20 protein-coding genes and 1 pseudogene are annotated in these 22,198 nt (G+C 69.6%); 11 read left to right on the forward strand and 10 right to left on the reverse strand.

The window, feature by feature from the left end; translation table 11 throughout:
* Positions 1-138, forward strand: a pseudogene (locus ACIA6T_RS32400) (NAD(P)-dependent oxidoreductase); the annotation flags it as partial.
* A 232-nt stretch (positions 139-370) separates the two neighbouring features.
* On the opposite strand, the gene ACIA6T_RS32405 reads toward ACIA6T_RS32400, so the two are convergent.
* Both ACIA6T_RS32405 and ACIA6T_RS32410 read right to left on the reverse strand, forming a co-directional pair.
* Positions 371-913: a hypothetical protein gene (locus ACIA6T_RS32405; protein WP_399450092.1), complete on the reverse strand. Its 543-nt coding sequence runs from the start codon at positions 911-913 to the stop codon at positions 371-373.
* A gap of 2 nt (positions 914-915) precedes the next feature.
* A complete protein-coding gene (locus ACIA6T_RS32410; protein ID WP_399450093.1) occupies positions 916-1,572 on the reverse strand; it encodes a hypothetical protein in 657 nt (218 codons plus the stop codon).
* A gap of 540 nt (positions 1,573-2,112) precedes the next feature.
* Here ACIA6T_RS32410 and ACIA6T_RS32415 point away from each other — a divergent pair.
* Positions 2,113-2,712: a hypothetical protein gene (locus ACIA6T_RS32415; RefSeq protein ID WP_399450094.1), complete on the forward strand. Its 600-nt coding sequence runs from the start codon at positions 2,113-2,115 to the stop codon at positions 2,710-2,712.
* An 86-nt stretch (positions 2,713-2,798) separates the two neighbouring features.
* On the opposite strand, the gene ACIA6T_RS32420 is transcribed toward ACIA6T_RS32415, so the two are convergent.
* A complete protein-coding gene (locus tag ACIA6T_RS32420; protein WP_385046314.1) occupies positions 2,799-3,224 on the reverse strand; it encodes a hypothetical protein in 426 nt (141 codons plus the stop codon).
* Positions 3,225-3,272: 48 nt separating this feature from the next.
* A complete protein-coding gene (locus ACIA6T_RS32425; RefSeq protein WP_399450095.1) occupies positions 3,273-3,956 on the reverse strand; it encodes a hypothetical protein in 684 nt (227 codons plus the stop codon).
* An 894-nt stretch (positions 3,957-4,850) separates the two neighbouring features.
* On the opposite strand from ACIA6T_RS32425, the gene ACIA6T_RS32430 reads away from it, so the two are divergent.
* Positions 4,851-5,603, forward strand: coding sequence for a DUF6008 family protein (locus ACIA6T_RS32430; RefSeq protein WP_399450096.1), 753 nt, complete (start codon positions 4,851-4,853; stop codon positions 5,601-5,603).
* Here ACIA6T_RS32430 and ACIA6T_RS32435 read toward each other — a convergent pair.
* Together ACIA6T_RS32435 and ACIA6T_RS32440 are read right to left on the reverse strand one after the other, a co-directional pair.
* The gene (locus ACIA6T_RS32435; RefSeq protein WP_399450097.1) at positions 5,573-7,066 is read right to left on the reverse strand and encodes a hypothetical protein; all 1,494 of its coding nucleotides are present in this window, start codon (positions 7,064-7,066) and stop codon (positions 5,573-5,575) included. The two genes, ACIA6T_RS32430 and ACIA6T_RS32435, sit on opposite strands and share 31 nt — an antisense overlap.
* A gap of 399 nt (positions 7,067-7,465) precedes the next feature.
* On the reverse strand, positions 7,466-8,434 hold the full coding sequence (locus ACIA6T_RS32440; RefSeq protein ID WP_399450098.1) for a ScbA/BarX family gamma-butyrolactone biosynthesis protein: 969 nt from the start codon (positions 8,432-8,434) through the stop codon (positions 7,466-7,468).
* A gap of 113 nt (positions 8,435-8,547) precedes the next feature.
* Between ACIA6T_RS32440 and ACIA6T_RS32445 the strand changes: the two genes are divergently transcribed.
* Together ACIA6T_RS32445 and ACIA6T_RS32450 are read left to right on the forward strand one after the other, a co-directional pair.
* Positions 8,548-9,174, forward strand: coding sequence for a ScbR family autoregulator-binding transcription factor (locus ACIA6T_RS32445; protein ID WP_399450099.1), 627 nt, complete (start codon positions 8,548-8,550; stop codon positions 9,172-9,174).
* Complete coding sequence (locus tag ACIA6T_RS32450) at positions 9,171-10,160, forward strand: NAD-dependent epimerase/dehydratase family protein (protein ID WP_399450100.1); 990 nt, start codon at positions 9,171-9,173, stop codon at positions 10,158-10,160. Before ACIA6T_RS32445 ends, ACIA6T_RS32450 begins: the two co-directional genes overlap by 4 nt.
* Positions 10,161-10,411: 251 nt before the next feature.
* On the opposite strand, the gene ACIA6T_RS32455 is transcribed toward ACIA6T_RS32450, so the two are convergent.
* Positions 10,412-11,068, reverse strand: coding sequence for a hypothetical protein (locus ACIA6T_RS32455; RefSeq protein ID WP_399450101.1), 657 nt, complete (start codon positions 11,066-11,068; stop codon positions 10,412-10,414).
* Between the two features lie 89 nt (positions 11,069-11,157).
* Positions 11,158-11,577 (reverse strand): ATP-binding protein, encoded by a 420-nt coding sequence (locus ACIA6T_RS32460; RefSeq protein ID WP_399450102.1) that lies wholly within the window; start codon positions 11,575-11,577, stop codon positions 11,158-11,160.
* Positions 11,578-11,809: 232 nt separating this feature from the next.
* Here ACIA6T_RS32460 and ACIA6T_RS32465 point away from each other — a divergent pair, with 232 nt between their 5' ends.
* Positions 11,810-13,159, forward strand: coding sequence for a hypothetical protein (locus ACIA6T_RS32465; RefSeq protein ID WP_399450143.1), 1,350 nt, complete (start codon positions 11,810-11,812; stop codon positions 13,157-13,159).
* 75 nt (positions 13,160-13,234) lie between these two features.
* Here ACIA6T_RS32465 and ACIA6T_RS32470 read toward each other — a convergent pair whose 3' ends face one another.
* Positions 13,235-14,743: a hypothetical protein gene (locus tag ACIA6T_RS32470; protein WP_399450104.1), complete on the reverse strand. Its 1,509-nt coding sequence runs from the start codon at positions 14,741-14,743 to the stop codon at positions 13,235-13,237.
* A gap of 672 nt (positions 14,744-15,415) precedes the next feature.
* Positions 15,416-16,060 (reverse strand): TetR family transcriptional regulator, encoded by a 645-nt coding sequence (locus tag ACIA6T_RS32475; RefSeq protein WP_399450105.1) that lies wholly within the window; start codon positions 16,058-16,060, stop codon positions 15,416-15,418.
* A 322-nt stretch (positions 16,061-16,382) separates the two neighbouring features.
* On the opposite strand from ACIA6T_RS32475, the gene ACIA6T_RS32480 reads away from it, so the two are divergent.
* From ACIA6T_RS32480 to ACIA6T_RS32500, 5 genes are all read left to right on the forward strand, one after another.
* Complete coding sequence (locus tag ACIA6T_RS32480) at positions 16,383-17,594, forward strand: IS701 family transposase (RefSeq protein WP_399450106.1); 1,212 nt, start codon at positions 16,383-16,385, stop codon at positions 17,592-17,594.
* An 87-nt stretch (positions 17,595-17,681) separates the two neighbouring features.
* Positions 17,682-18,125, forward strand: a complete 444-nt coding sequence (locus tag ACIA6T_RS32485; RefSeq protein ID WP_385046359.1) for a winged helix-turn-helix transcriptional regulator — start codon at positions 17,682-17,684, stop codon at positions 18,123-18,125.
* A 104-nt stretch (positions 18,126-18,229) separates the two neighbouring features.
* A complete protein-coding gene (locus tag ACIA6T_RS32490; protein WP_399450107.1) occupies positions 18,230-19,219 on the forward strand; it encodes a DUF1702 family protein in 990 nt (329 codons plus the stop codon).
* Between the two features lie 81 nt (positions 19,220-19,300).
* Entirely contained in the window at positions 19,301-20,290 is a 990-nt protein-coding gene (locus tag ACIA6T_RS32495; RefSeq protein WP_399450109.1) for a DUF1702 family protein, read from the forward strand.
* Positions 20,291-20,346: 56 nt separating this feature from the next.
* The gene (locus ACIA6T_RS32500) at positions 20,347-22,197 is read left to right on the forward strand and encodes a CRTAC1 family protein (protein WP_399450144.1); all 1,851 of its coding nucleotides are present in this window, start codon (positions 20,347-20,349) and stop codon (positions 22,195-22,197) included.
* Position 22,198 lies beyond the last annotated feature (1 nt).

Raw genomic sequence — 22,198 nt, forward strand, 5'->3', positions numbered from 1 at the left:
ACCTTCCTGAGCACCGCCGAGCAGCAGGGCGTCAGCCCCGAACTGCTCTCCCCCTACTTCGCGTTGATGCGCCGCCGCCTGTCCGAGGGCAGCGGTGAGGAAGACCTGACGGGCGTGATCGACCTCCTCGTGCGCTGACCGGCCACTCGCCGGCCCAGTGGGGGTCGTGCCGGTCGGGGAGGAGGCCGGCATCCGAGGGACAGCACCAGGGGTGATGTCACGGGCGGGATTATCACGCCGTGATAAGTGCCGCCGTCGGCGACAGGATCTTCTGTGGTGCCGGCATGAGCGAGAAGGTAGGCTGTCTTCCGAAACCTAGACACATTGAGGCCCCCGCTTCGGCGGGGGCCTCAATGGTGTGCCGGTCGCGTCACGGGCGGGGTGGCCTCCGCCGTGAGCGGTCACGGGCTGTCGAGAGGCTCAGTACCTCCGCGGTTCCCTCGGGGACCGTCTTCGTCGGCTTCGAGCGGTCGGGGGAACTCCTGCGGCCCAGACGCTTCTCCTTCTTCTCCTGCTCGGCCTGGGCGACGGAGGCCTCGTAACGCTCCTGGTAGTCGTCGACGTCGAGACGGTCCGCGGGGTCGAGTGTGCCGATGGCCTCCAGGTGCTCGGTGACGCTGCGCGCGCCACTGATCATCGGGTTGAGGAGGTAGATGCCCTTGGCCTGGCGGAACACCAGCTTGGCGAGGATCAGGGCCTGTAGGCCCCGCCCCACCATGGAGCGGTGTACGTCCAGGGCTTCGGCCAGCTCCTCTTCGGTGACCAGGCAGCGCCCTCCCGGCTCCTGGGTCCCCAGGAGCCGGAAAAGCACTCGGTAGGCGATCCCCGGCATCGCGGGCATGTAGGCGAAGCCGTTGAAGGTGCCGTATGTCAGCTCCGGCGGCTCCGGGTTCGCAGACGCTGCAGTCCTCATCCTCACGCCTCCGGCTTCTTCTCCGTACGCTTACGCTTGCGCGTCCTCGACGATGGTTCGGGTAGTTTCGCACCTGGAAGGGCCATACCTCTGAACTCTTCCGGAACGCCGGGGTCGAGTACGAGCTCGTTGAGCAGGCTCAACTGTTCCACCTGGACCTTGACGCTCTTGGCCACCGACCCGCGGACGGGCTTCTCGATCAGTCGGTAGCCTCCGCGCAGGGTCACCGCCGGCTGGAGCTGGATCGACCCCTTCTTCGGGGAGTAGGCCAGCCCCAGCCTCTTCAGCTTGGACTGGGCCCGTGACACCTGGGCCGGGTCCATGTCCAGCTCGGCGGCGATCTCGGCCTGCTTGAGCTCGACGGCCCCTCCTACTTCCTGGCTTCCCATCATGTAGAGCAGCACGCACAGGGTCACGTTGTCGTCCCTGAAGTACCTGGCGGCCCAGCGCAGGAACTCCAGGCTGTCCTGGGCGAAGTACTTGCCGACGAAGTCGCCTGCGGTGACCGGGGGCTTGACCTGTGCCGTGTGCCCGACGGGCAGCTCGACGAGGTTCTTCCTGGGGCCGAGCGCGCCCGCGTACGGGCTGCTGGGGCTCGGCCCACGGGGCGGGGACGTGCCGGGGACCCGGCGGGGGTCCCCATGAGGCTGTGCGGACATGGCGCTACATGCTCCTCAAGATCGAAACCTAGACGCTGAGCACAGTAGTGATTGCGCAGATAGATAGCAACGACGCGACCTATCTGCGCGTTGCGTGCGTTAAATATGACTTCGGAGTCATGTTCGCGGCTGTTCCGCAAGCCCATCGCGAGATTGCGCAGATAAGTCGCAATGGATACGGGGCAACTTGACTTCACACACAACTTCCGCAGCCCCAAAATGACGTGGGAGTCATGTTCTGAGGCTCTGTCACCCCCTCTGACCTGCGGAAACGTGATCCTCTCTATTCTCTATAAGTGCAGGTCCGTGTCTACTCGCTCTCCTTGAGCCGATCCTGGGAGTCATGCAGTCGCCTTGACCGGGACCTCCAGCACTCCCTGCCCCTCTTGGGCCCGCACCACCGAAAGTCAGCCACGACGGTGCCGGCACCCGAACGATCAGGTGCGCGTGTGTCTCCGGCAACCCCGTTCCGGTCCCAGCCACGCTGCTCTGTTTTCAAGGGCCGCGACAGTACTGCGAGCGCATGAGGAGAATGAGGCGGTGAACCCTCGTGACCTCGAACTGACCCTCGCCGCCGCTCGTGCCGTCGGCCCCTGTCCGCCGGGGGAGGAGGCTGCCTGGACCGAGCAGGTCCGGGCCCGGGCCGTCCACCTCTACACCCTCGCCGACACGGTGGGGCAGGATCTCCAGCGCCTGGACGCCGCGAAGCAGTTCACGGCGACCCTGCTCTCCGTGCGCATCGAGTCCACGAGTACCCGCGGGCTCCTGGTCGTCCGCAACACCTCCGGCGAGTTGGAGCGCCTGCGGACCGACCGTGGGGATACGGACGCGGGCCGGGCGATGATCGAGCGTGCTCGGGCGCTGGTGGGGCACCGGCTGCGCGTGTACCGCCTCAATGAGCAGATGGCCTCCAACGCCAAGTTGCAGGTCCGCACTGTCGTCCACCTGGCCGACTACGGTGCGGACACCGACCCCGTGCACGAGCACAGCGCGAAGGAGAACGTGCTGGCCGCGGCCGAGGGTGACAAGGAGTCCGCCCGTCAGGCCTGGCTGGAGGCAGGACTGCCCGAAACCGGCTCGGTGACCGTGCGTCAGCTCGCCGAGGCCCTGGCTCAGCTGCCCGTCGCCGACATGCTGTAGCCCCGGCTGGGTATAGTGCGGGCAACCATCTCTTGCTCAGGCACCGGGGCCCCACCGATACGTCGGTGGGGCCCCGGTTTTCGTGCTCAGGCGACCTGTAGGTTCGGGCGGCCGTCTGCGGTGGGCGGGACAGCGGCGTAGGCGGGAAGTTTCAGGTTGGGCAGCTCGCCGGCCTTGATGTTCGAGATCGCGGCGCGGAAGGAGGCCTCCATGTCCTGGGAGCTGGCGTACTTCGCTGCCAGGGGGTGGAGGCGGTAGGAGTTGCCCTTGCCCCGGCTGCCTTCCTCGTTCTTGGGGCGCAGGACGATGTTCAGCTCGCACAGGGGGGCGATGAGGTTGCTGACGGCCTGGGGGGTGACCCGGTACTCACGGGCCATGTCCTTCTGGCGTACGGGAAGATGCCCGCCGAAGTCGGAGCGGTAGAGCAGGTACTGCAGGAACTTCACGGTGGCTCCGGAGACGGGCAGGGCCCAGATGCGTTCGGACACGACCGGTGACATGACTTCAGCCATCGGTTTCCCTTCTTCCTGCCGGGCGGCGCAGCGTCAGGTGGATGTGTATCACCCGGTGCGCCGCCCCATGTCGTAGGGCGGGTGCTGGGTGAGGTCGAGGTCCGGTTCTTCCTGCTGGGGATCCGGGCCGATCCCGTTGGGGAAGGCTTCGGGGTCGCGGTCGTGCTGGACGGCGATCTGTTCCAGGACGGCGTGCTGGGCGGTGCTGTTGCCTTGGAACCACAGGCGGACGTTCAGCTGGATCATGCCGTTGCCGAGCTGTTCGATCCACCGGTAGCCGACCAGGGCCTTGATCGCGCGGTTGACCGTGGAACGGGTGATGCGCTTGCCGTTCTTCTGGGCGGCGAGCTTGTTGAGGCCGTCGGTGATCTCCTGCTGTGTGTACGGGGTGACGCCGGTGCCGTGCTGCTGGCCACCGGCGACGTAGAGGAAGACGCACAGCTGGGACTTGGTGATGGAGTTGGCCACGGCGAGCTGGGCCAGGAGCTGGGTGAACCAGTTCGAGGCCAGGCTGTAGCCGGCGTCACCGGCCATGTCGTGGACGGCCGTGTGGTCGGGCTCGTACTCGAAGGTGACGTTCTTGAGCTTTCGGCGGCCACGAGGATCGGCGCTCTGCGTCGCTTCTCCCAGTTGTTCTCCGAGGACCTGGAGAAGGTCCTCGAAGCCCTCGTCGCCCGATGGAACGTCAGCGACGACGCGGGGTCTCGGTCGTGCCGGCGGATCAGGTGTCACAGGACCTCCCTTGATACTCAGGCGGTCCAGACACTAGCCCAAATATCAAGCAGTGGTTGTTTTTTGCGCCAACGGCCCACCGGGCGAGGGCCCTTGAGCGGCTCCACTCGTTCCTGCCGCTGAAAAGTCAAACACGGCTTGATTTTCTCGGCCGGTTTGCGCCGAGAGTCAAGCATTGGTTGATTTCCCGTGTCCCGATGGCAGCACATTCCGTTCGAATCGACCCGCTTCCCGACCGCGCTCCCGGAGGCAGGTCCACGTCGCTGACCTGCGACATCGTCATCCCTCCGGAGCTCCCGGAAGAATCAACCACAGCTTGAGTTTCCACCCCAAACGTGTCCGCCAGGTTGACATTCCGAGACCCCAAATGTGCTCCCCAGGACAACATGGGTTCGATAAAACCGCAGGTCAAAGGGTTAAAGCTCGGCGTCCCTCTTATCAAAGAGGCGCGCACCACCGAACGGCCCCGGTGTCTGTCCCTCGTCAGCCCGGTCCGCTGCCCATCCCTGACCGGCACCACCGAACGCCAACCCCATGGACGAGTGACATGACAGTCGACGGGTGGAAGCACCTGCACCGCCCACACCGCTCAGCCACGCTTGTTGTCTTGAAACGTCACGGGAGCAACCACCCGGGACTCGGCCCCGTTGGTGCTGTCCACTGCCCGCACCGTCCCACGGTCCCGCACGCGAAGCGAGCTCAGCCGGTCCGCTGTCGTCTTCACCGTGCAAGAGCCACTCCAGGAAAGCTCGCATCTTCGGAGTGGTGAACGTATGGCGTGGATTTCTAGCGTTCTGGTCGGCACTGCTCGCCGTGCCACACCTGTCCGGAGTCGCTGAAGGAGCACCTGTGGATCACATGGATCACAAGCCCGGAACGCCTGGAATGCACGAGATGAGTGACCCCGTGTCCGCCGTGGACACCGCGGGGGCTCTCTTCTTCACCGGATGGGCAGTGGCGATGTGGGCGGCTGTCGCCGTGCTCGCCTATGCGAACCGGGGACCGGTACGGCCCTGGTTGTACCGGACGGCGGTGGGGCTGATCGGCCTGGGAGTCGTCGGGCAGATCGGCCACTTCCAGGAGCACGTGGCGCAGGCGATCTACTGGATCGCCAACCCGTACTCCCCGGCCTGGATGACTCCGTGGGCGAACAGTTTCGCCCAGGGGATGGGTCAGGTCGACACGTCCAAGCCGGCGCTCGGCATGGAACTGCTCCACCTCATCGGCAACCTCATCTTCCTGGCCGGCCTGGTCGGCATCGTGCAGATCACGCGGCGGGTCAGCGGTGAGCTGAAGTCCCGGAAGTGGGCCAGGATGGGTGTGTGGATGCAGGGCATCCACGGTGTGGAGCACCTCGTGCTCACCGTCTCCGTGGCGCTGGGCGCCAGCCGGGCCATCGGTCTGTCCACCTGGTTCGGTGCGATCGAACCGGGGGTCGCGCTGTCGACGTACCGGGTGTGGTGGCACTTCGTCGCCAATCTCCTCGGAACGGCCATTCTGGGGCTCGCGATGTTCCACCTGTGGCGGGAGAAGCGCGTCGTCAAGGCGGCCTACCTTCTGGAGCCGGGCAACGGCCTCCCGCACGTGTCCGGCGAGAGGATCCGCGAGGACCTGCCTCAGGAGTCCGTGCTGGCAAGCAGGAAATGAGGGACGGCTGCGGCACGGCTGGGGTTATCACGGCGTGATAACCCCAGCCGTGCCGGCTCCTGAGCCGGTGTCGTCGGTACGGTGCCCACAGCCTCCACCCGGCATCTCCAGCACAGACCGTGAGGGGCCCTGCGGGAACAGGTGCCGTCACGGCCCCGGCAGCGGTCCACCACGACGGGGCCCGACGCCTTCGGTGGCGTCCACGCCGGACGGTCCGGACGGTCCCGTCGGCCACCGGCGGAACGGCTCGGTGGGGACGGTGGCGGGAGGGGCGCGGTTTCCGCGTTCCGTGACGGGACGTACCGGTCCGCGATCGTCTCCTGGCAGGTACGGCAGCGTCGGCCGGTCGACCAGAGCGTGCCGGTCTCGCAGTCCGGGTCGGCGCAGCCCCAGCGGGGCAGGGCCACACCGAGCAGCCAGCGTCCGGGATCGCGGATGTCCTCGACGAAGGTCGCGGCGAGCCGCTGCGTGAGACGGCTCCGCAGGCGTTCGACGCCCGCGCCCTCGTCGAGCTGCCGGGCGATCTCCCGCCCCAGCCGCCGCTGCACGTAGGTGTTCAGGTCCTTGAGCAGGAAACGTACGGGTTCCAGTACGGAGTGGAGCCGCGGGCTGAAGGTCAGCTGTGGCCCCGCGTAGGGCCTGGGCCCGGTGCGGACGGTGCGTACGGGGGAGGGACTCGTGTCACCCGCGCGCAGCGCGAGACGGCTGTGCGGTGCGACCGCGGTGGCTGCCTTCTTACCCACCTGTCTCTCGCCTACGGCGGGTGAGGTGCGGTCGGCGTCGTCATCGGGTCGGTCAGTTCTCCGGTCTTCCTTGTACGCGAGCGATCCCTCACCAGTCCGGGTACCTGAACGGTCATCAAGGGAGGCGGGGGTGCGCCCGTCGTGGACCCCGAACAGGTGCCGCCCGTGCTCCCCGGCCCGGCGGTGGACGGTGATCCAGCCCGACGCGTCCAACTGCTCGACGATGCGGGTGACGGCGCCCGTGGTGAGGGGCAGGCCCGCCCGGGGTCCCGAATGGTGGCGGAGGACTTCGGCGAGCACGCGGGAGGTCAGCGGGTGCTTCTGTGCGACGGCGTAGGCGATCACGGCGAAGGCGCGCAGCAGGCGTGGGCGGAGGCACTCGCTGGCGGTCACCGGCAGCCAGACGAATCGTTCCTTCGATGTCATGGGCCTGACCTGACGGCGGGCCGTCGTCCCGTATCCGCCGGGGAGGGATCTGCGCCGGCTCTCCGGTAACTCCACGAGGCCGTCGGGACCGGCCGCGCGGAGCTGGGCCAGGCCGCGTTGCACGGTCGACTCGGACAGCCGCAGGTAGGAGGCGAGCGTGGCGATCCCGGCAGTACATCCCTCGGGGCGCTGGGCCAGCGCCTTGACCTTCACGTAGACGCTGAGGGCGGCGTCCGAGTAGTGGGGCGACTCCACCAGCCGCATCGGGACCTTGACCCGTTGTCGTATGTACATGTGAGAAGGGGGCAGGGGGCCGTCGGGCAGCGGGGACCGGTCGGGTTCGCGGGGTGCGGAAAGTTGCCCAAAAGGGCGTGTACTCGTGGAGGCGGGCTGAGAGGGCTGGTCAATGCCGCGGCTTTGCTCCATCATGAGGACGTCTCCTGGTAGGGGGCATGACGAAGCCGTGGCATGGCTTCGAGGTTCGTCCGGAACCGAAGAGGGCCCTGGGGAGTGGCATCCCGACGGGCCTTCGCCCGTCGGGCAGACGGCTCGACGGGTGGCATCACACATGGCTGTGAGCCCAGTGGTGGCACACTGGGTTCAGCCCTTGGAACTCTTTTCGTGGCACTGTGGCGCCACGGCATCGTGGCGGTGAAACCGCGGACGGCCCGCCCGAAGGCGGGCCGTTGCTCGTTACGGCGCCGTGTCGACCATCCCGGTCGTCGCGGTGAAGGCCAGTTCCTCTCCCTGGAACGCGTTGACGCGGACCGTCTGGCGTCCGTCGCGCGTCGGTGCGGCCTCGGTGGTCTTGGCAGTCTCGGCAGCCGGAGCGGTCTCTATCCAGCAGGGTTCGTCGAACTCGACGTACTTCTTGAAGGTCGCGTCCATCGACGCCGGTGCCGCGCCGGCCGGGAACGGCCGCACGGCGTGCGCCACCTGGCGCACGGATTCCAGGAGCAGCATTCCGGGCACGTGGTCGACGGGGTGGTCGAAGAGCACCGGGTGTCCGGTGTCGACGCGCAGTTGCCAGCGGTGTTGCTGCTGGGTGGGCGACAGGACGATGTCCCGCAGCCGGTGGCGGTTCACCGCGGTCCGCTCGACCGGCCGGGGCGCCGCCGGCGCGTTCAGGAAGGCGCCGAAGTCGCCGGCCCGTCCGGCGCGCAGCCGCCGGTAGACGGCGGGGGAGTGGCAGCCGAAGTGCGTGTCCGCCACCGCGAGGAGGGCACCGCCGCGCACCGCCTCGATGTGCATGGACATCGACGCGGGGATCGACCGGAAGAAGCGGATGTCCGAGCACGTCACGTGCAGTTCGAGCTCGGCCGGGTTCAGCTCGAGGCCCATCGCGTCCATGTTGACCGAGTACTGGAAGCGGGACCAGCTCAGCTGGTGGCCCAGGGGGACGTCGTAGGCGACGTGGGCCAGCAGCGGGAACGTCTGGCGGACGGTCTCGCAGAGCAGCAGCGGGTCGTAGAGCCCGTTCTCGCACTCGTAGAAGCTGTGGCTGCGCGGCCACTGGGCGCTCACGGTGAACGAGTCCGGTCCCGCCTTCGTCCACTCCGTGAGGAACACCTCCGCCAGGGCTGCGCGGTGCACGTACTCCTTGGCGACGGTGGTGGTCAGGAGCGGTCTTGCAGCAGCAGGGTTCTCCGCAGTGATGAGCATGACTATCCCCCCGGAAGCAGCGTGAGTGGGCGCCTTCTGCCTACCGGCCGAAGGCGTTGCCCTGTAAAATAGGGGCGTTCGTTTTTTTTGTCGAGAGTGATCGAGGCACTGAAATGGCTGAGCCGAAGCAGGAACGGGCTGTGAAGACCCGGGAGACGATCCTGTACGCGGCTGCGGAGATCTTCGACGAGTGCGGTTACAGCGGGGCCAGCATCAGCAAGATCATGAACCGGGCCCAGGTGACCCAGGGCGGCATGTACTTCCACTTCAAGTCGAAGAGGAGCCTGGCGCAGGCCGTGATGGCCCACCAGCAGGATTTCGTGCACTTCTCCGTGGAGACGGCCGGCCTTCAGAAGCTGATCGACCTCACCTTCTTCCTCGCCCGCGAGCTGCAGACCAACGTGCTGTTCCGGGCCAGCGTGCGGCTCGCCGTCGAGCAGGGTGAGTTCGGGGCCCGTGACGACACGGCGTACCAGGAGTGGGTGAACGAGTTCCGCGAGTTGCTGCGGGAGGCCCGGAAACTGGGCGAGCTGCTGGCCGACGTCGACGAGGCGGAGTTCGCCAACGTGCTCGTCGGCGCCTACAGCGGCATCCAGGTGTTCTCCAACGTCTCCACCGAACGTGTCGATCTTCCGGAACGCCTCGTGTCGATGTGGCGTTACCTGCTTCCCGCCATCGCCACCCCGCAGGCCGGGGCAAAGCTCTCGTTCCCGGTGGACCCCCAGCGGCTGGCGGCATGAGACCTCTGCGCGTGGTGCTGACCGGCGCCACCGGGTTCATCGGCTCGGCGGTGCTCCGCGAACTCGCCGGGCACCGCACGGGGGAAGACGCCGGCCCGGGTGAACGCCTGGTCGTCCGGGCGGTCGGCAGACGGCGGCCGGAGGACGCCGGGTCGGCCGACGAGTGGGTCCGGGCGGACATGGCGCAGCCCCGGACGCTGCGCGGCGTGTGCGAGGGGGCCGACGTACTCCTCCACATGGCCGCCGTCATCAGCCCGGACGAGTCCGAATGCGCCGCGGTCAACGTCGACGGGACGGCCGCTCTGATGCGGGAGGCGGCCCGGGGCGGTGTGAGGCGCGTCGTGCACCTGTCGACGGCGGCGGTGTACGGTCCTGGCCCGCACCGGGGGACCGGGGTGAACGAGGTCGTCCCCGCACCCGTGTCCCCGGCCAGTCGCACCCGGTTGGCGGGGGAGACCCACGCCCTGGCCGCGGGCGCCACCGTGCTGCGTCCGGGACTGGTGCTCGGCAGGGGGGACCGCTGGGTCGTGCCGCTGCTCGCCCAGTGCCTGCGCGCTGTTCCCGCGATGTGGGACGGCGGACGCGGCCGGGTGTCCGCCGTGGCCGTGGACGACCTGGCACGGCTCGTCGCCCACCTCGCGCTCGCTCCCGGGGCTGGCGGGCGGGCCGACGGACGCGGTGGCATCTGGCACGCGAGCCATCCCCGGCCGGTGCGCGTGGGGGACCTGCTGCGCACCCTGGCACGGTACGACGTGCTGCCCGCCGTGACGGCGGAGCTGCCCTTGAAGGAGTGCCTGGAGCGGCTGAGGGCCGCGCGGATTCCCGTGAGCGAGCGTCAGTTCGCCCTGGTCGCCACCGACCACTGGTACCGGAGCGACGAGATCTGGCGGGTCGCCGGATACTCCCCGGAGCCGTCGCCGCTGGCGTGGGTGGAGGACGCCGCTCCGTGGTACCGGTCGGTGGTGGGCGTGGGGGTGGGTGGCTGAGGAGGGGTCGGGGACGCGTGGCGACGATGGTTTCGGTGCGTACGGGTCCGTCGAAGACGCCGTCGAAGTCGACCTCGGTGAGGGCCTGGCGTAGGTCGCGTTCGAAGTCGTCCTTGCGTTCGCCCAGTTGGGCGGGAGGGACGTAAAGCGCACCTCCTTCACAGCTCGAACGTCAACGGTCGCGATCCGCTGCTCCCCAACGACTGCGCCCCCGATCCGGCCGGGGACATTCGGGCCGCCGGGCAGGGGCTCTATGGGGCGCGCTCCAGCTCCCAGAGCAGTTCGTCCAGGCCCACGGCCCGGAAGGAGCTGAGGCGGCGGACCATCTGGGAGGCGAGGACGGTCGGCAGGAGTGGGTGACCGTACGGGATCGGTCCGTCCGGCCGCTTCACGACCTGTACGCCCTGGTCGCCGTAGCCGTAGGCGACGCCGTTCACGCCGTACAGGGGGGCGCTCCGCGTCAGGAGCACCGTCGGTTCGTGGGTGAGGTGCGGGCACAGCTCGGCGGTGGCGGACGCGTGCCGGGGGCACACCGGCGGCTGGTTCGTGAGGATCATCGGGTCGTCCGGGTCCACCGTGCCGGGGCCGGCGAGGAAGATGTAGCCGAGCGGGGTCCGTGCGGGCTCGGCGCAGACCTGGCAGCGCAGCGCCTGCATCGTGCCCCGCTGCCGGAGTGGGTGCATCATCCGCCACTGCGGCCGCCCCGTCGGTTTCCCGAGATCGTCGACCTCGCCGAAGGAGCAGCGGGCCCACAGCACGCCGTGCAGGTCCCGGTCCCGGGGGTCCTCGTCGACGTAGCCCAGCCGGTAGCGGCCCGGCCCTGTCGGGGACAACATCAGGTTGTCGGGGGCGGCTTCCTCCCCTTCGCGCTGGACGACGAAGGGGACCAGGGGCGGTTCGGGGCGCACGGTGTTCTTTCTCGTACGGGGCGGGGCAGTACGGACGGTGTCCACTGAGGTGCGGGGTGGGGTGAAGCTCCGGCCGGCGCCGGGGGTGGTCACGGTCGGCCTCCGGGGACGGCGAGGTTGCACCAGGTAGTGGTTCCGTCGTCGCTGCTCCCCCAGGTGCCGCCGTGAGCGGTGGCGAGGTGGTCGACGAGGAAGAGGCCACGGCCGTGCTCGGCGTCGTCGTCGGCGGCACGGACGACCGGCCGGCCGGGTGTCCCGCCGTGCACGGCCAGGCGCAGGAAGCCGGCGCGGACCGTCATGGTGAAGGTGATGCGCGAACCGTCGCCGTGCTGGATGGCGTTGGTGACCAGCTCGGAGACGATGAGCTGGGCGTCGTCGACCAGCGGTCCCAGGCCGCAGTACCGCAGTCGGGCCGCGGTCACCCGCCGGGCCATCCGCACGCGGAGGGCGTCCTGTTCGGGGATGCCGTCCCCGGCCCGGGGCGGGCGGACCTCGAAGGACACGCTCACCCGGTCATCGGTCAGGCGTGAACGCTCGGGTCGGCGCTCACGACAGAGGTCGTCTGCCGTCGTGGCGGTGTCTCTTCTCAGTGATGGTGCGCTGGTCACCCCTGCTCCCAAGGGCCGAGATCGGTGCTTGACTCGTAAGAGGTAACCGCGTGATCACTGTCCGTGTGTACCGTTGAGGGCAGGTGGGACCGTGAACACCGTGAACGCCATGGAGCTGTCGGGAGTTGAGGGCATGGCCACGAGAAAACGCACGCCCAACCCTGCCTTGGACAGGCTGCTTGAACAGGCCCGATGGACGCGCACGCAACTTGCCCAGCAGGTGAACAGGCTCGGCCCGCAGGCTGGGCTGCATCTTTCGTACGACCGAACGGCAGTCGCCCACTGGATCGCCGGCACCCCGCCGAAACCCGAGGTCAGGCCGTTGATCCTGGAGGCGCTGTCCGCTCGCTTGGGACGGCCGGTCACTCACGCGGAGGCCGGCCTGCAACCCGCCGTATCCACTGACGGCTCACAACCAGTGGACACTGTTGAGGAGTTGATCGACCTAGGAAGGGCGGACATGGACCCGTCCCGTCGCGGCGTCCTGGCCGCCACTCTGTTCTCCGCAGCGCTCTCCGTACCCGCGTTCCAGCACACGGCGCGGGCGGCCGGTGACCCGGTCACCCCGGGCAAGGCCACCACCCGCATCGGCGCATCCCAAGTCGCGTCGGTACGGTCCATGACGGAGCGCATCGCCGACATCCTCGACGAGTTCGGCGCCGGCCACGCCCGGCCCATGGCGGCCGCGTTCCTCGTCAACACCGTAGGCCCGTGGCTCAAGGCGCAGGCATCCGCACCGGTGAAGCAGGACATGCTCGCCGCCGCGTCGGACCTGACGTACCTCACCGGGTGGATGGCCATGTACGAGAAGGCCCATGGCCTGGGCCAGAAGTACTACGTCCAAGCGCTCAAGCTGGCTGATGAGGCGCAGGATCACGTCACGTACTGCCGCACGCTGCGCGGCATGTCGCTCCAGGCGTCGAACCTGCGGCACGGACGGACGGCGCTGGAGCTGGCGGACTCCGCGGCCGAGGCCGCGCCGTCGGCCGGGCCACGTCTGGTGGCGTTCCTGCGGGGACAGCAGGCCCACGCGGCGAGCATGGTCGGGGACCGTCGCCAGGCCCACACCCGGCTTCGCGAAGCCGAGACGGCGCTCGCGAAGGCCGACAACCGGCGCGACGCGATCGGCGGCTACGACCGGACCGCCTACCTCTTCCACGTCTCCCACGTGCTGCTGGAGGAGAACGACCTGCCCGGCAGCATCAGCGCCCTGCAGCAGTCCATCAGGGTGCAGCCGGCCAACGAACGGCAGGGCCGCGTCCACGCCTACGCGCTTCTGGCGCAGCGGCAGCTCCGGTACGGGCACGTCGAGGCGTCGTGTGAGTCGTGGGGCCGGTTCCTCGACGAGTACGAGCACGTGTCGTCCGTCCGGGGAGACGACCACTTCACCACGATGCGCAAGGAACTCACGCCGTACGCCAAGACGCGCGCGGTACGGGGACTGTCCGGCCGGGTGCGCGAGGTCGCGGTGGCCAAGGCCTGAAAAACGCGGGGCGCCTCCAGACCCGTTCTGATCTCGGTATTTACGAGGCGGTCTGAGTGGTCCGCCACTCTTGGGTCACAACGGGGCGCCCCCTGGGGCGGTAGCCGGGGTCTGCGTGTAGCAGGCCATCCAGGGGTTGGCGGCCAGCAGCTCCGCGCGCAGCCGGGTGTCTTCCGCCGCGTCGGCAGCGGTCTGTTCGACGTCGGTGTCCTCGCCGGCCAGGGCCGTCCCTGCCGCCCGGCGGGCCCGGCGGCGCTGCGCCTCCGGCTCCAGGATCTCGCGCTCCCTCGTTGTGTCGTCGTCCTCCTGTGTCGGAGACCGGCCGGAGAGGCTGGCCGCGAGGGCGGCGAAGGCGGCTGCGGCTTCGTCAGTGCACCGCTGGCACACGCCGCCTGCGGGGGCGGTTCCAGGGAGTGGGCGGCCGCAGTCAACGCATTCGGGTGCCGGGGCCTTCGGGTCGCCGCTCCTGCCCGTGGGCGGGGTTTCCCCGGTGAGGCGGGCCGCCCGGCGGGCCTTTCGGCGCTCCGAGCAGGCCCGGCAGTCCTCGCCGGTGTCGATCATGACGCCGTCCTCGCACGACGGGTCCGGGCAGTACGGCGTCGGGGCGATCAGCTCCAGGGCGACACCGACCGCCGACCGCAGCTCGCCGTCGTGGAGAACCGGCTCGTACCCGTAGGCCACCCACCGGCGGGCGATCCGCTCCCGCAGCTGGTTCACCGTGCGGGACTCCAGGGCCTCCAGGACGGCCGCTCGGTTCCGCTGCGGGATGTGCCCGTACGGCAGCTTGGCGACCAACAGTTGCGGCAGCAGGGCTTCTACGGCGTGTACCGCCGCCGTCTGCTCCCGGGTCAGCCTTGTGCCGTCGGCCGCGCCCCGCTGACCCGGCACGCCGGCTTCTCCGCCTTTCCCCGACGACGAGCCCGCCTTGCCCGACGCGGCGGAGCCGCTACGCCCGTCCCGCGCGCTACCACCTGAGGTTGAAGTGCTGCGCACGCCACCGGCGCTACGCGCCGAAGGCGCTGCTTCTCCCGTTCTTTCTTCAATACCTTCTCCTATGTCTTTTACCGCCGCACCGGTGCGGCCAGGGGTAGCCGCACCCATGCGGCCAGGGGTAGCCGCACCGGTGCGGTCACCCCCCGAGCCGTGGGTTTCCCGGCCACCGGCCTTTCTGGCGGCCCGCTCTGCCGCACGCTGGGCGGCCCGCTCATCCCAGATGTGGTGGTCCAGGAGTTCGTACTCGCTGGGCAGTATCCGGCGTGGGTTGGTGGGGTCGGGCTGCCGGTGGACGCGGAGCAGGCCGCGCGCCTCCAGGCGCTTGGCCGCGCGGTCGAGGGTGTCCAGCGACTTCCCGATGCACTCCGCCAGGCGCTTCCTGGTGGGCACCCACGGCGGGATGTTGTTCGGATCCAGATCCGTCGTCTCCGGAGACTCCCGGGTCTCCGCGTCGACGAACGAGCCGATGGCCGCGTACAGGGCTTTGTCGACGGGGTCCACGCTGCCGTCGCGGGCGAGTTCGGCGTCGAACTTCACCCAGTCCACGGCAGCGCCCCGGCGGGTGGCGCGAGGGAAGAACGTGGTGCTCACCGGGTGCCTCCTGCGAGGACCGGGAGCGCGGAGGCGCGGCGTGCGGTGCGCGGATCCGGCATGACGGCCCCACGGTGCCGAGTGCTCGCGCTGCCTCCCGCGCGACCAGCGTGGGCAGCGCGGGTCCTTGTACGTGCGATGGCATCGAACCAGCCTGGAATGTTCACGCCTGAGGCCCTCGACCAGCCAGGCAGAGGGATGACGTCCGTCGTGTTGTGGGCGGCCGTTTCACGGCGACCGCACTGGTGGTGCAGCACTTCGGGTATACCTTTCCACCCGATGCGCCCTCGTTGTTCCTGATGCGTCGACGAGTCCGCTAGCGCTTCGGCGCGTAACTCTCGTACGATCGGGAGCACTGACGGCTCCGGATCCTTTTGATCAGGAGCACTGACGGCTCCGGGTCTTCTCGGCCAGGAGCACCGACAGCGTCGGGTTTGTTGGGCCCGGTCCCTTTGTCCGCCAAGATCTCGGGGGCCGGGCTTTTTGTTGTCTGAAGGTGACCTTACCGCGTTGATTACGGAGCGGTACCTTCCATCACGCAATGTAATTATCAGTCGATATGACGGTCCCTCACCGTCAGCCGGGTCGTGGACGCGGCATCGTTGTCGCCGGGCGGGCAGGATCGCTGAACGCCTTGTGGAGCGCCGGTAAGACCAGGATGGAAGTCCCGACTCAGCTCGATGACGAGGTTTCAGTAGTCGTGGGCGGTGCTGGGATTTCCAGGCCGGGAGGCTCCGCCGACACCCCCGTCAGTGTGAGCTTCCAGACGGTGCGCAGTCGTGCGACGGTGTTCCCGATTTCCGACTCGTCCTCGGCACTGCCGCGCAGGTACACCTCCGCTCCGTCGGTCAGGTGCTCGACCAGCGTCATCACGTCGGCGGCCGGGGCGCTCTCCCGGAGCTGACCGGACGCGTGCGCCTCGTCGAGGAGCTTGCGCACGGCCGGCAGCCAGGCCTGTGACCAGGAGGTCGAGTCCGGGCGTTCCCTGCTCAGCCGGATGGCGGCACGGACCGAGGCCTTCTCCTCCATGAGCCGGGCCAGTCCGAGGGTGAGGCCGACCACCTGGCACAGCGCCGGGCGGTCCGCGTAGGCATGGCCGTCCAGTGCGGCGAGTGTCACGGACCGCCCCTCCGCCTGTACGGCGTCGGCCAGTTCCTGCTTGGTCCGGAAGTGGAAGGTCAGGGCCCCGACCGACATGCCGGCCAGCTGGCTGATGCGGGACAGCGACGTGCCGTCGTAACCGGCGCGGGCGAACTCCGCGGAGGCCGCCGTGATCACGGCCGCGCGGGTGCGCAGGGCCCTCTCCTGTCTCACCATGTCGCCTCCTCGGGCATGTGACGGGGCATCGGGCGCGGGCGGAAGGCCGGCGGTCCCGCGTGCGGTGGCGGTCTTCTCCGTGTGACGGACAGTCGTCGTGACGGACCCCTGCCCGGCGGCACGAGGGCCGGCGGGCAGGGGTCCGGCGGGCAGGGGGCCGGTGGGCGAACAGCCCGGTCAGAGGGCGGTTCGGGGGGCGGCGGGACGGCCAACTTGGCGAAGTGCATTCGTCAACTCCCCGGAGTCGAGAAAAAAAGAGGTTGTTCGCTATTATTTTAGCGCGGTCGACAGCCGCGGACCGATCCAGGGGAGGGAACTTGCCATGGCTGGACGAGCGCTGACGCACGCGAACACCTCGATACCGGTCTTCACCGAGCAGATCTTCGAGTGCCTGCCGCGTGCCGATCAGCGCCGGTGGGCCCACGCCTATGTGCGGGCGCTGCTCACCACCCCGGGCAAGAAGTCGGTCCGGCGCCTCGCCGCGACGGTCTCGGCCTCGTCGGCCACCTCCCAGTCGCTCCACCAGTTCGTCAACGCGAGTCCCTGGGAATGGCACCCGGTCCGCACGGAGCTGGCCAGATGGGTGGAGCGGCAGGCGCCCCCCATGGCCTGGGTGGTCGACCAGGCCGTACTGCGCAAACGGGGGGAGCACTCCTGCGGGGTGCACCGCCGGTTCCTGCCCTCCACCGGACGGTCGGTCACCTGCCAGGTCGGCGTCGGCGCCTTCCTCGCCTCGGCGGGGGCGGTCGCGCCGGTCGACTGGCGTCTGCTGCTGCCGGGTTCCTGGGCCAAGGACCCCGAACGCCGCCGGCGCGCCCGCATCCCGTCCGACGCCGGACTGCGCACGGCGGAACAGCACGCCCTCGACCTGATCGACTCCCTCGCCACCAGCGCCGGGAGCACCCCGCTGCCGGTCGTCTGCAGCCTGGACCCGGCCGCCGGTTTCGGCGTCAGGACCCTGCTGCACGGGCTCGCCCTGCGCGGGCGGGACTTCGTCGTCCCGGTGCCCGGCAACCTGCACGTGATGGTCGGCCGGCACCTGCGGACGCAGCGTCCCCGCAGCGGTGACGGCTACGGCCTGGTCCTCACGGCGGACAACCTCCTGGGGGCGGGCGGCGGCATGCCGGACCGCGTCGAGACGGTGACCCGCCGGGACGGCGACGGCCGCCCCGTGACGGTCGTCTCCAGCTTCGTCCACCTGCCCGGTCAGGGTTCCTCGGGTGCCCACGCCCACCGCACCTACCGGCTGCTGGCCGTCCGGTCCGACAGCGAACGCCGCCCGCTCCAGTTCTGGCTGACCAGCCTCATCCACGCCCGTACGGAATCCGTGCTGGCGCTCGCGCAGTTGCTGCCGCGGGTGGGGGAGGCCGTGCGCGAGATGAAGGACGGCTTCGGACTGCTCGACTTCGAGGGCCGGTCGTATCCGGGCTGGCACCACCACATGACCCTCGTCTCGGCGGCCTACGCCTACGACCGGTTCACCCGGCAGGCCGCCCCCGCGGTGCCCGAACGCCACCTCCTGGCGGCGGTGTGAACGCCGCCGCCCATCCCCGCGGTGACGGAACGCCACCGCGGACCACCCCCGGAACCGCCGAAAGGCCCTCCCTACCGGTGTGATCAGATGCTGAGACATACGTATGAGGGGCAGGACTGCAACCTCGCCCGAACGCTCGAGGTGATCGGAGAGCGCTGGACGCTCCTGATCGTCCGTACGGCGCTGCTCGGCAGCAGCCGCTTCGAAGGCTTCCTGGAGAACCTCGACATCGCCAGGAACGTCCTGACCAACCGCCTGACCCGGCTGGTCGAGCACGGGGTCATGGAGCGCGTCCCCTACCAGGACAAGCCCGTCCGGTACGAGTACCGGCTCACCCCCGCGGGCAAGGACCTCACCTGTGCCGTCCTCGCCCTGATGCAGTGGGGCGACCGCAATCTGCCGCACGAGCTGGGACCGCCCCGCCGCGCGGACCACGTCGGCTGCGAGAGCCCCGTCCGCGCGGAGCTGCGCTGCGCGCAGTGCGGCCGTGCCGTGCACGACGAGGAGGTCCAGGTACGCCGCATCCGCTGAACGCCGCGCAGGGCATGGTCGAAGATGCCCGGCGCGGGCCGGACCGCCCACGATGGCCCCCCGGCCGCCGGAACGGGGCGGCGCTCGTAGGAGGAGGCACGCACATGCCCGTACTGGGAGCCCTGCGCAGGCTGGTCATGGCCCCGTCGCTGGAGGAGGTGAGCTTCTCCGGCCGGGGTTTCGCGGTGCGGGACGACGAGCGGGCCCGGAGGCTGGAGGCCGTTCCGCAGGCCGTCGTCACCGGCTTCGAATGGGGCATCGAGGACCGCGACCTCGCGACCACCGAACGCCGCCTGAGCCTGGTCGACCCCGAGCAGCGGGGCTTCGCCTACGAGGGCGCCACCATGGCGTGCGCCGTCCGCGACGCGATGGGCCGCTCCGGCCACCGCACCCGCGACCTGCTCACCGGCGGCGGCAGGCCGCACATCTTCCTGAACTACATCGGCATCGGCTTCGCCATGGCCAAGCTGCCGCGCCCCCTGTGGAAGAAGCTCGTCCCCGACCTGTCCGGGCCCGCGTTCTACCCGCAGATGAGCTGGCTGTGCGTCGACGGCTACGGCTTCGACCGCGCCTACTTCGACACCGACACCTGGGTGACCCGCCAGCGGCTGGACGACCCGTACGCCTGGGAGGGCGACCCCGCCTACTGGCGCCGCGCCTTCGACCAGGGGGTCGGCCGCGCCCTGTGGTTCATCCACGGCGGTCACGCCGGGCACGTCACCGCGGCCGTCCGGGCGTTCGCCGGGGACCGGCAGGCGGACCTGTGGAGCGGCGTCGGTCTCGCCGCGACCTTCGCCGGCGGGAGCACTCCGGCCGAACTGGCCCTGCTGCGCGAGGAGGCGGGCTCCGACCGCGGGCACCTGGCGCAGGGGGCGGTGTTCGCCGCGAAGGCCCGCCACCACGCGGGGTTCGTGCCCGAACACACCGAGGCCGCCGTCGAGGCGTTCACCGGACTGTCCGCCGAGGCCGCCGCCCTGCTCGCCGACGACTGCGCCCCGGCCGCCGTCCGCAGCGCCACCGCACCCGCCTACGAGGGCTGGCGCGCGGGGGTGCGTGAACGGCTCGCCGCCCTCTCCGCCGTTGAGCACATATGAAGTAGACGCGCGGTCCCGCCCCCTGGCTCAATTTGATTTGCTGGCGAAATTCCAGGGAGCTGAGAGGGGCGGGTCATCACCGTGGCCACTGGGTTTGGAGCTATTCGACGCAAGCTGTTCACACCTCCTGTTTCGGAAACGACCATGGAGGTGCGTGGATTTCACGTGAAGAACGAGGAAGCCAAGGCACGGCTGGAGAGAATAGGCGAGACATTCCTCCAGGGCTACGCCTACGCGATGGAGGCGGCCTCGGCCGACGAGACCGAGGCGATGCTGGAGACCGTCCCCCGGGACGTGCGGGGCTTCGCCTACGAGGGCGCCGGCATGGGCGCCGTGGTCCACGACGCGCTCCCGGGCCACAACGGCCGCCTGGCAGGTCTGCTGGCCGGCCGGGGACGGCACCACGACTACATGATCTACGTCGGCATCGGCTGGGCGATGGCGCGGCTGCCCAAGCCGCTGTGGCCCGACATCAGCGCCACCGACCCCCTGCTGCGCTGGCTGGCCCTGGACGGGTACGGCTTCCACCAGGCGTACTTCAAGACGGACTCCTACGTCCGCACGCCCGAGGTCCAGCACCCCTTCCGCTGGCGCGGCGGGCACAACCACTACACGCCGAACGCCATCGACCAGGGCATCGGCCGCGCCCTGTGGTTCGTCGGGGGCACCGACCCCGAGGTCGTCACCGGCCTGATCCGCGCCTACCCCGAGCACCGCCACGGCGACCTGTACGCGGGCGCCGGACTCGCCTGCACCTACGCGGGCGGGGTGGACGAGGCCGAGCTGCGGAGCTTCGCCGAGGGGGCCGGCGAACACCGCTGGGCGCTGGCGCAGGGCTCCGCGTTCGCCGTCGAGGCGCGCGTCAAGGCGGACACCGTCATCGAGCACACCCACCTCGCGGCCCGCGTCGTGTGCGGTACGACGGCCGAGCGGGCCGCCCGTGTGTGCCGGGAGCTCAGGCCGCGTACGGCGGACCCGCGGGCCGCCTCTCCGGCCTACGAGACATGGCGGCGTGACGTCTCCGCCGAACTTTCTTCTCTTTCGCTGCTCCGGAAAGGTGCCGACCTGTGACGGTCACAAAGAACTGGGTGCGCAGGAATTCACCGGGAATTGTCGCCCTCGCGCTGATGGTGGGAACTTTCTACGCGGTGCGGCTTCCCGAGTCGTCGGCCTCCGAGGTCGACGCACTCGCGAAGAACTTCGCATTCGAGCCGATGTCCATATCCATGCCCGCCGGATTCGAGAAGCAGGAGGTCCGCAAGGTCAACAAGGCCTTCAAGCACATCGACGCGTGGATCTCCTCGGTCGGCGCGGGCATCGCCCTCAACGACCTCGACCGCGACGGGCTGCCGAACGACCTGTGCGTCAGCGACCCGCGCATCGACCAGGCGGTGGTCACCCCCGCGCCGACACGGGGGGACGCCTACGCGGCGTTCGCGCTCGACCCGGCGCCGCTCGGCGTCAGCACGACCATGGCGCCGATGGGCTGTGTGCCCGGCGACTACAACGAGGACGGCGCGATGGACCTCCTCGTCTACTACTGGGGCCGCACCCCCGTCATCTTCGAGAACGAGGGCGCCAAGGGCGCGCCGCTGACGGCGGACTCCTTCCGGCCCACCGAGCTGCTGCCCGGCAAGCCCGGCGCGAAGTACACCGGGCCGCTGTGGAACTCCAACACCGCCGCCGTCGCCGACTTCGACGGTGACGGCCACGACGACATCTACGTCGGCAACTACTTCCCCGACAGCCCCGTCCTGGACCCCTCCAAGGACGGCGGCGTCACCATGAACGACTCCCTCTCGCAGGCCCGCAACGGCGGCGGCGGCCACTTCTTCCGCTGGACGCCGGACGGGTACGAGAAGACCGACGACGCCATCCCGCAGGGCCTGGACAAGGGCTGGTCGCTCGGCGCCTCGGCCGCCGACCTCGACGGCGACCGGCTGCCGGAGGTGTACCTCGCCCACGACTTCGGCACCTCGGCCCTGCTGCACAACGTCTCCCGCCCCGGCGAGATCGAGTTCCGCGAGGTCAAGGCCGAGCACTCCGGCACCGTCCCCAAGTCCAAGGAACTGGGCCGCAGTTCGTTCAAGGGCATGGGTGTCGACTTCGGCGACCTGAACCACGACGGCCTGTACGACATGTTCGTCAGCAACATCACGACGTCGTTCGGCATCCAGGAGTCCAACTTCGCCTTCGTCAACCGGGCCGACAGCAAGGCCGAGCTGCGGGGCAGCTTCCTGGAGGGCGACGCCCCCTACGAGGACGAGTCCGCCCCCCTCGGGCTCGCCTGGTCCGGCTGGGGCTGGGACGTGAAGATGGGCGACTTCGACAACGACGGGAACCTGGAGATCACCCAGGCCCTCGGCTTCGTCAAGGGCAAGCACAACCGCTGGCCGCAGCTCCAGGAGCTGGCCACCGCCAACGACGCCCTGGTCGCCAACCCGCAGTGGTGGCCCAACGTCGAGGTCGGCGACGACCTGGCCGGCAGCCAGCGGATGCGGTTCTTCGCCAAGGACCAGGAGACCGGCCGGTACGCCAACCTCTCCCAGGAGCTCGGCATCGGCGAGCCCGTCCCGACCCGCGGCATCGCCACCGCCGACGTGGACGGCGACGGCCGCCTCGACATGGCCGTCGCCCGCCAGTGGGACGAGCCGGCCTTCTTCCGCAACGTCAGCGAGAACACCGGTTCCGCCATGGAGCTGGAGCTGACCCACCCCGACGGCGCGCCCGTGGTCGGCGCCGAGGTCTGTGTCGAACTGCCCGACGGCACCATGCGCGTCGCCCGTCTCGACGGCGGGGGCGGCCACTCCGGCAAGCGCAGCACCGACGTGCACATCGGCCTGGGCAAGGGCGTCCAGGGACCGCTGCCCACCGTGCTGACCTGGCGCGACCGCAACGGCGACGTCCACGAGCAGAAGCTGCGGCTGGAGCCCGGCCGGCACGGCTTCGAGCTCGGCACCCAGGCCAAGGAGAAGTGAT

Source organism: Streptomyces sp. NPDC051740 (genome assembly GCF_044453165.1).
Lineage (GTDB): Bacteria > Actinomycetota > Actinomycetes > Streptomycetales > Streptomycetaceae > Streptomyces > Streptomyces atrovirens.

What these genes read in the sequence shown, in the direction of transcription:
- ACIA6T_RS32450 (WP_399450100.1), top strand. Translation starts at nt 9,171, where the DNA reads ATGAGACCTCTGCGCGTGGTGCTGACCGGCGCCACCGGGTTCATCGGC.
- ACIA6T_RS32490 (WP_399450107.1), top strand. Translation starts at nt 18,230, where the DNA reads ATGCCCGTACTGGGAGCCCTGCGCAGGCTGGTCATGGCCCCGTCGCTG.
- ACIA6T_RS32435 (WP_399450097.1), bottom strand. Translation starts at nt 7,066, where the DNA reads ATGTACATACGACAACGGGTCAAGGTCCCGATGCGGCTGGTGGAGTCG.
- ACIA6T_RS32480 (WP_399450106.1), top strand. Translation starts at nt 16,383, where the DNA reads ATGGCTGGACGAGCGCTGACGCACGCGAACACCTCGATACCGGTCTTC.
- ACIA6T_RS32420 (WP_385046314.1), bottom strand. Translation starts at nt 3,224, where the DNA reads ATGGCTGAAGTCATGTCACCGGTCGTGTCCGAACGCATCTGGGCCCTG.
- ACIA6T_RS32445 (WP_399450099.1), top strand. Translation starts at nt 8,548, where the DNA reads ATGGCTGAGCCGAAGCAGGAACGGGCTGTGAAGACCCGGGAGACGATC.
- ACIA6T_RS32430 (WP_399450096.1), top strand. Translation starts at nt 4,851, where the DNA reads ATGAGTGACCCCGTGTCCGCCGTGGACACCGCGGGGGCTCTCTTCTTC.
- ACIA6T_RS32500 (WP_399450144.1), top strand. Translation starts at nt 20,347, where the DNA reads ATGGTGGGAACTTTCTACGCGGTGCGGCTTCCCGAGTCGTCGGCCTCC.
- ACIA6T_RS32405 (WP_399450092.1), bottom strand. Translation starts at nt 913, where the DNA reads ATGAGGACTGCAGCGTCTGCGAACCCGGAGCCGCCGGAGCTGACATAC.
- ACIA6T_RS32410 (WP_399450093.1), bottom strand. Translation starts at nt 1,572, where the DNA reads ATGTCCGCACAGCCTCATGGGGACCCCCGCCGGGTCCCCGGCACGTCC.
- ACIA6T_RS32465 (WP_399450143.1), top strand. Translation starts at nt 11,810, where the DNA reads ATGGCCACGAGAAAACGCACGCCCAACCCTGCCTTGGACAGGCTGCTT.
- ACIA6T_RS32485 (WP_385046359.1), top strand. Translation starts at nt 17,682, where the DNA reads ATGCTGAGACATACGTATGAGGGGCAGGACTGCAACCTCGCCCGAACG.
- ACIA6T_RS32475 (WP_399450105.1), bottom strand. Translation starts at nt 16,060, where the DNA reads ATGGTGAGACAGGAGAGGGCCCTGCGCACCCGCGCGGCCGTGATCACG.
- ACIA6T_RS32440 (WP_399450098.1), bottom strand. Translation starts at nt 8,434, where the DNA reads ATGCTCATCACTGCGGAGAACCCTGCTGCTGCAAGACCGCTCCTGACC.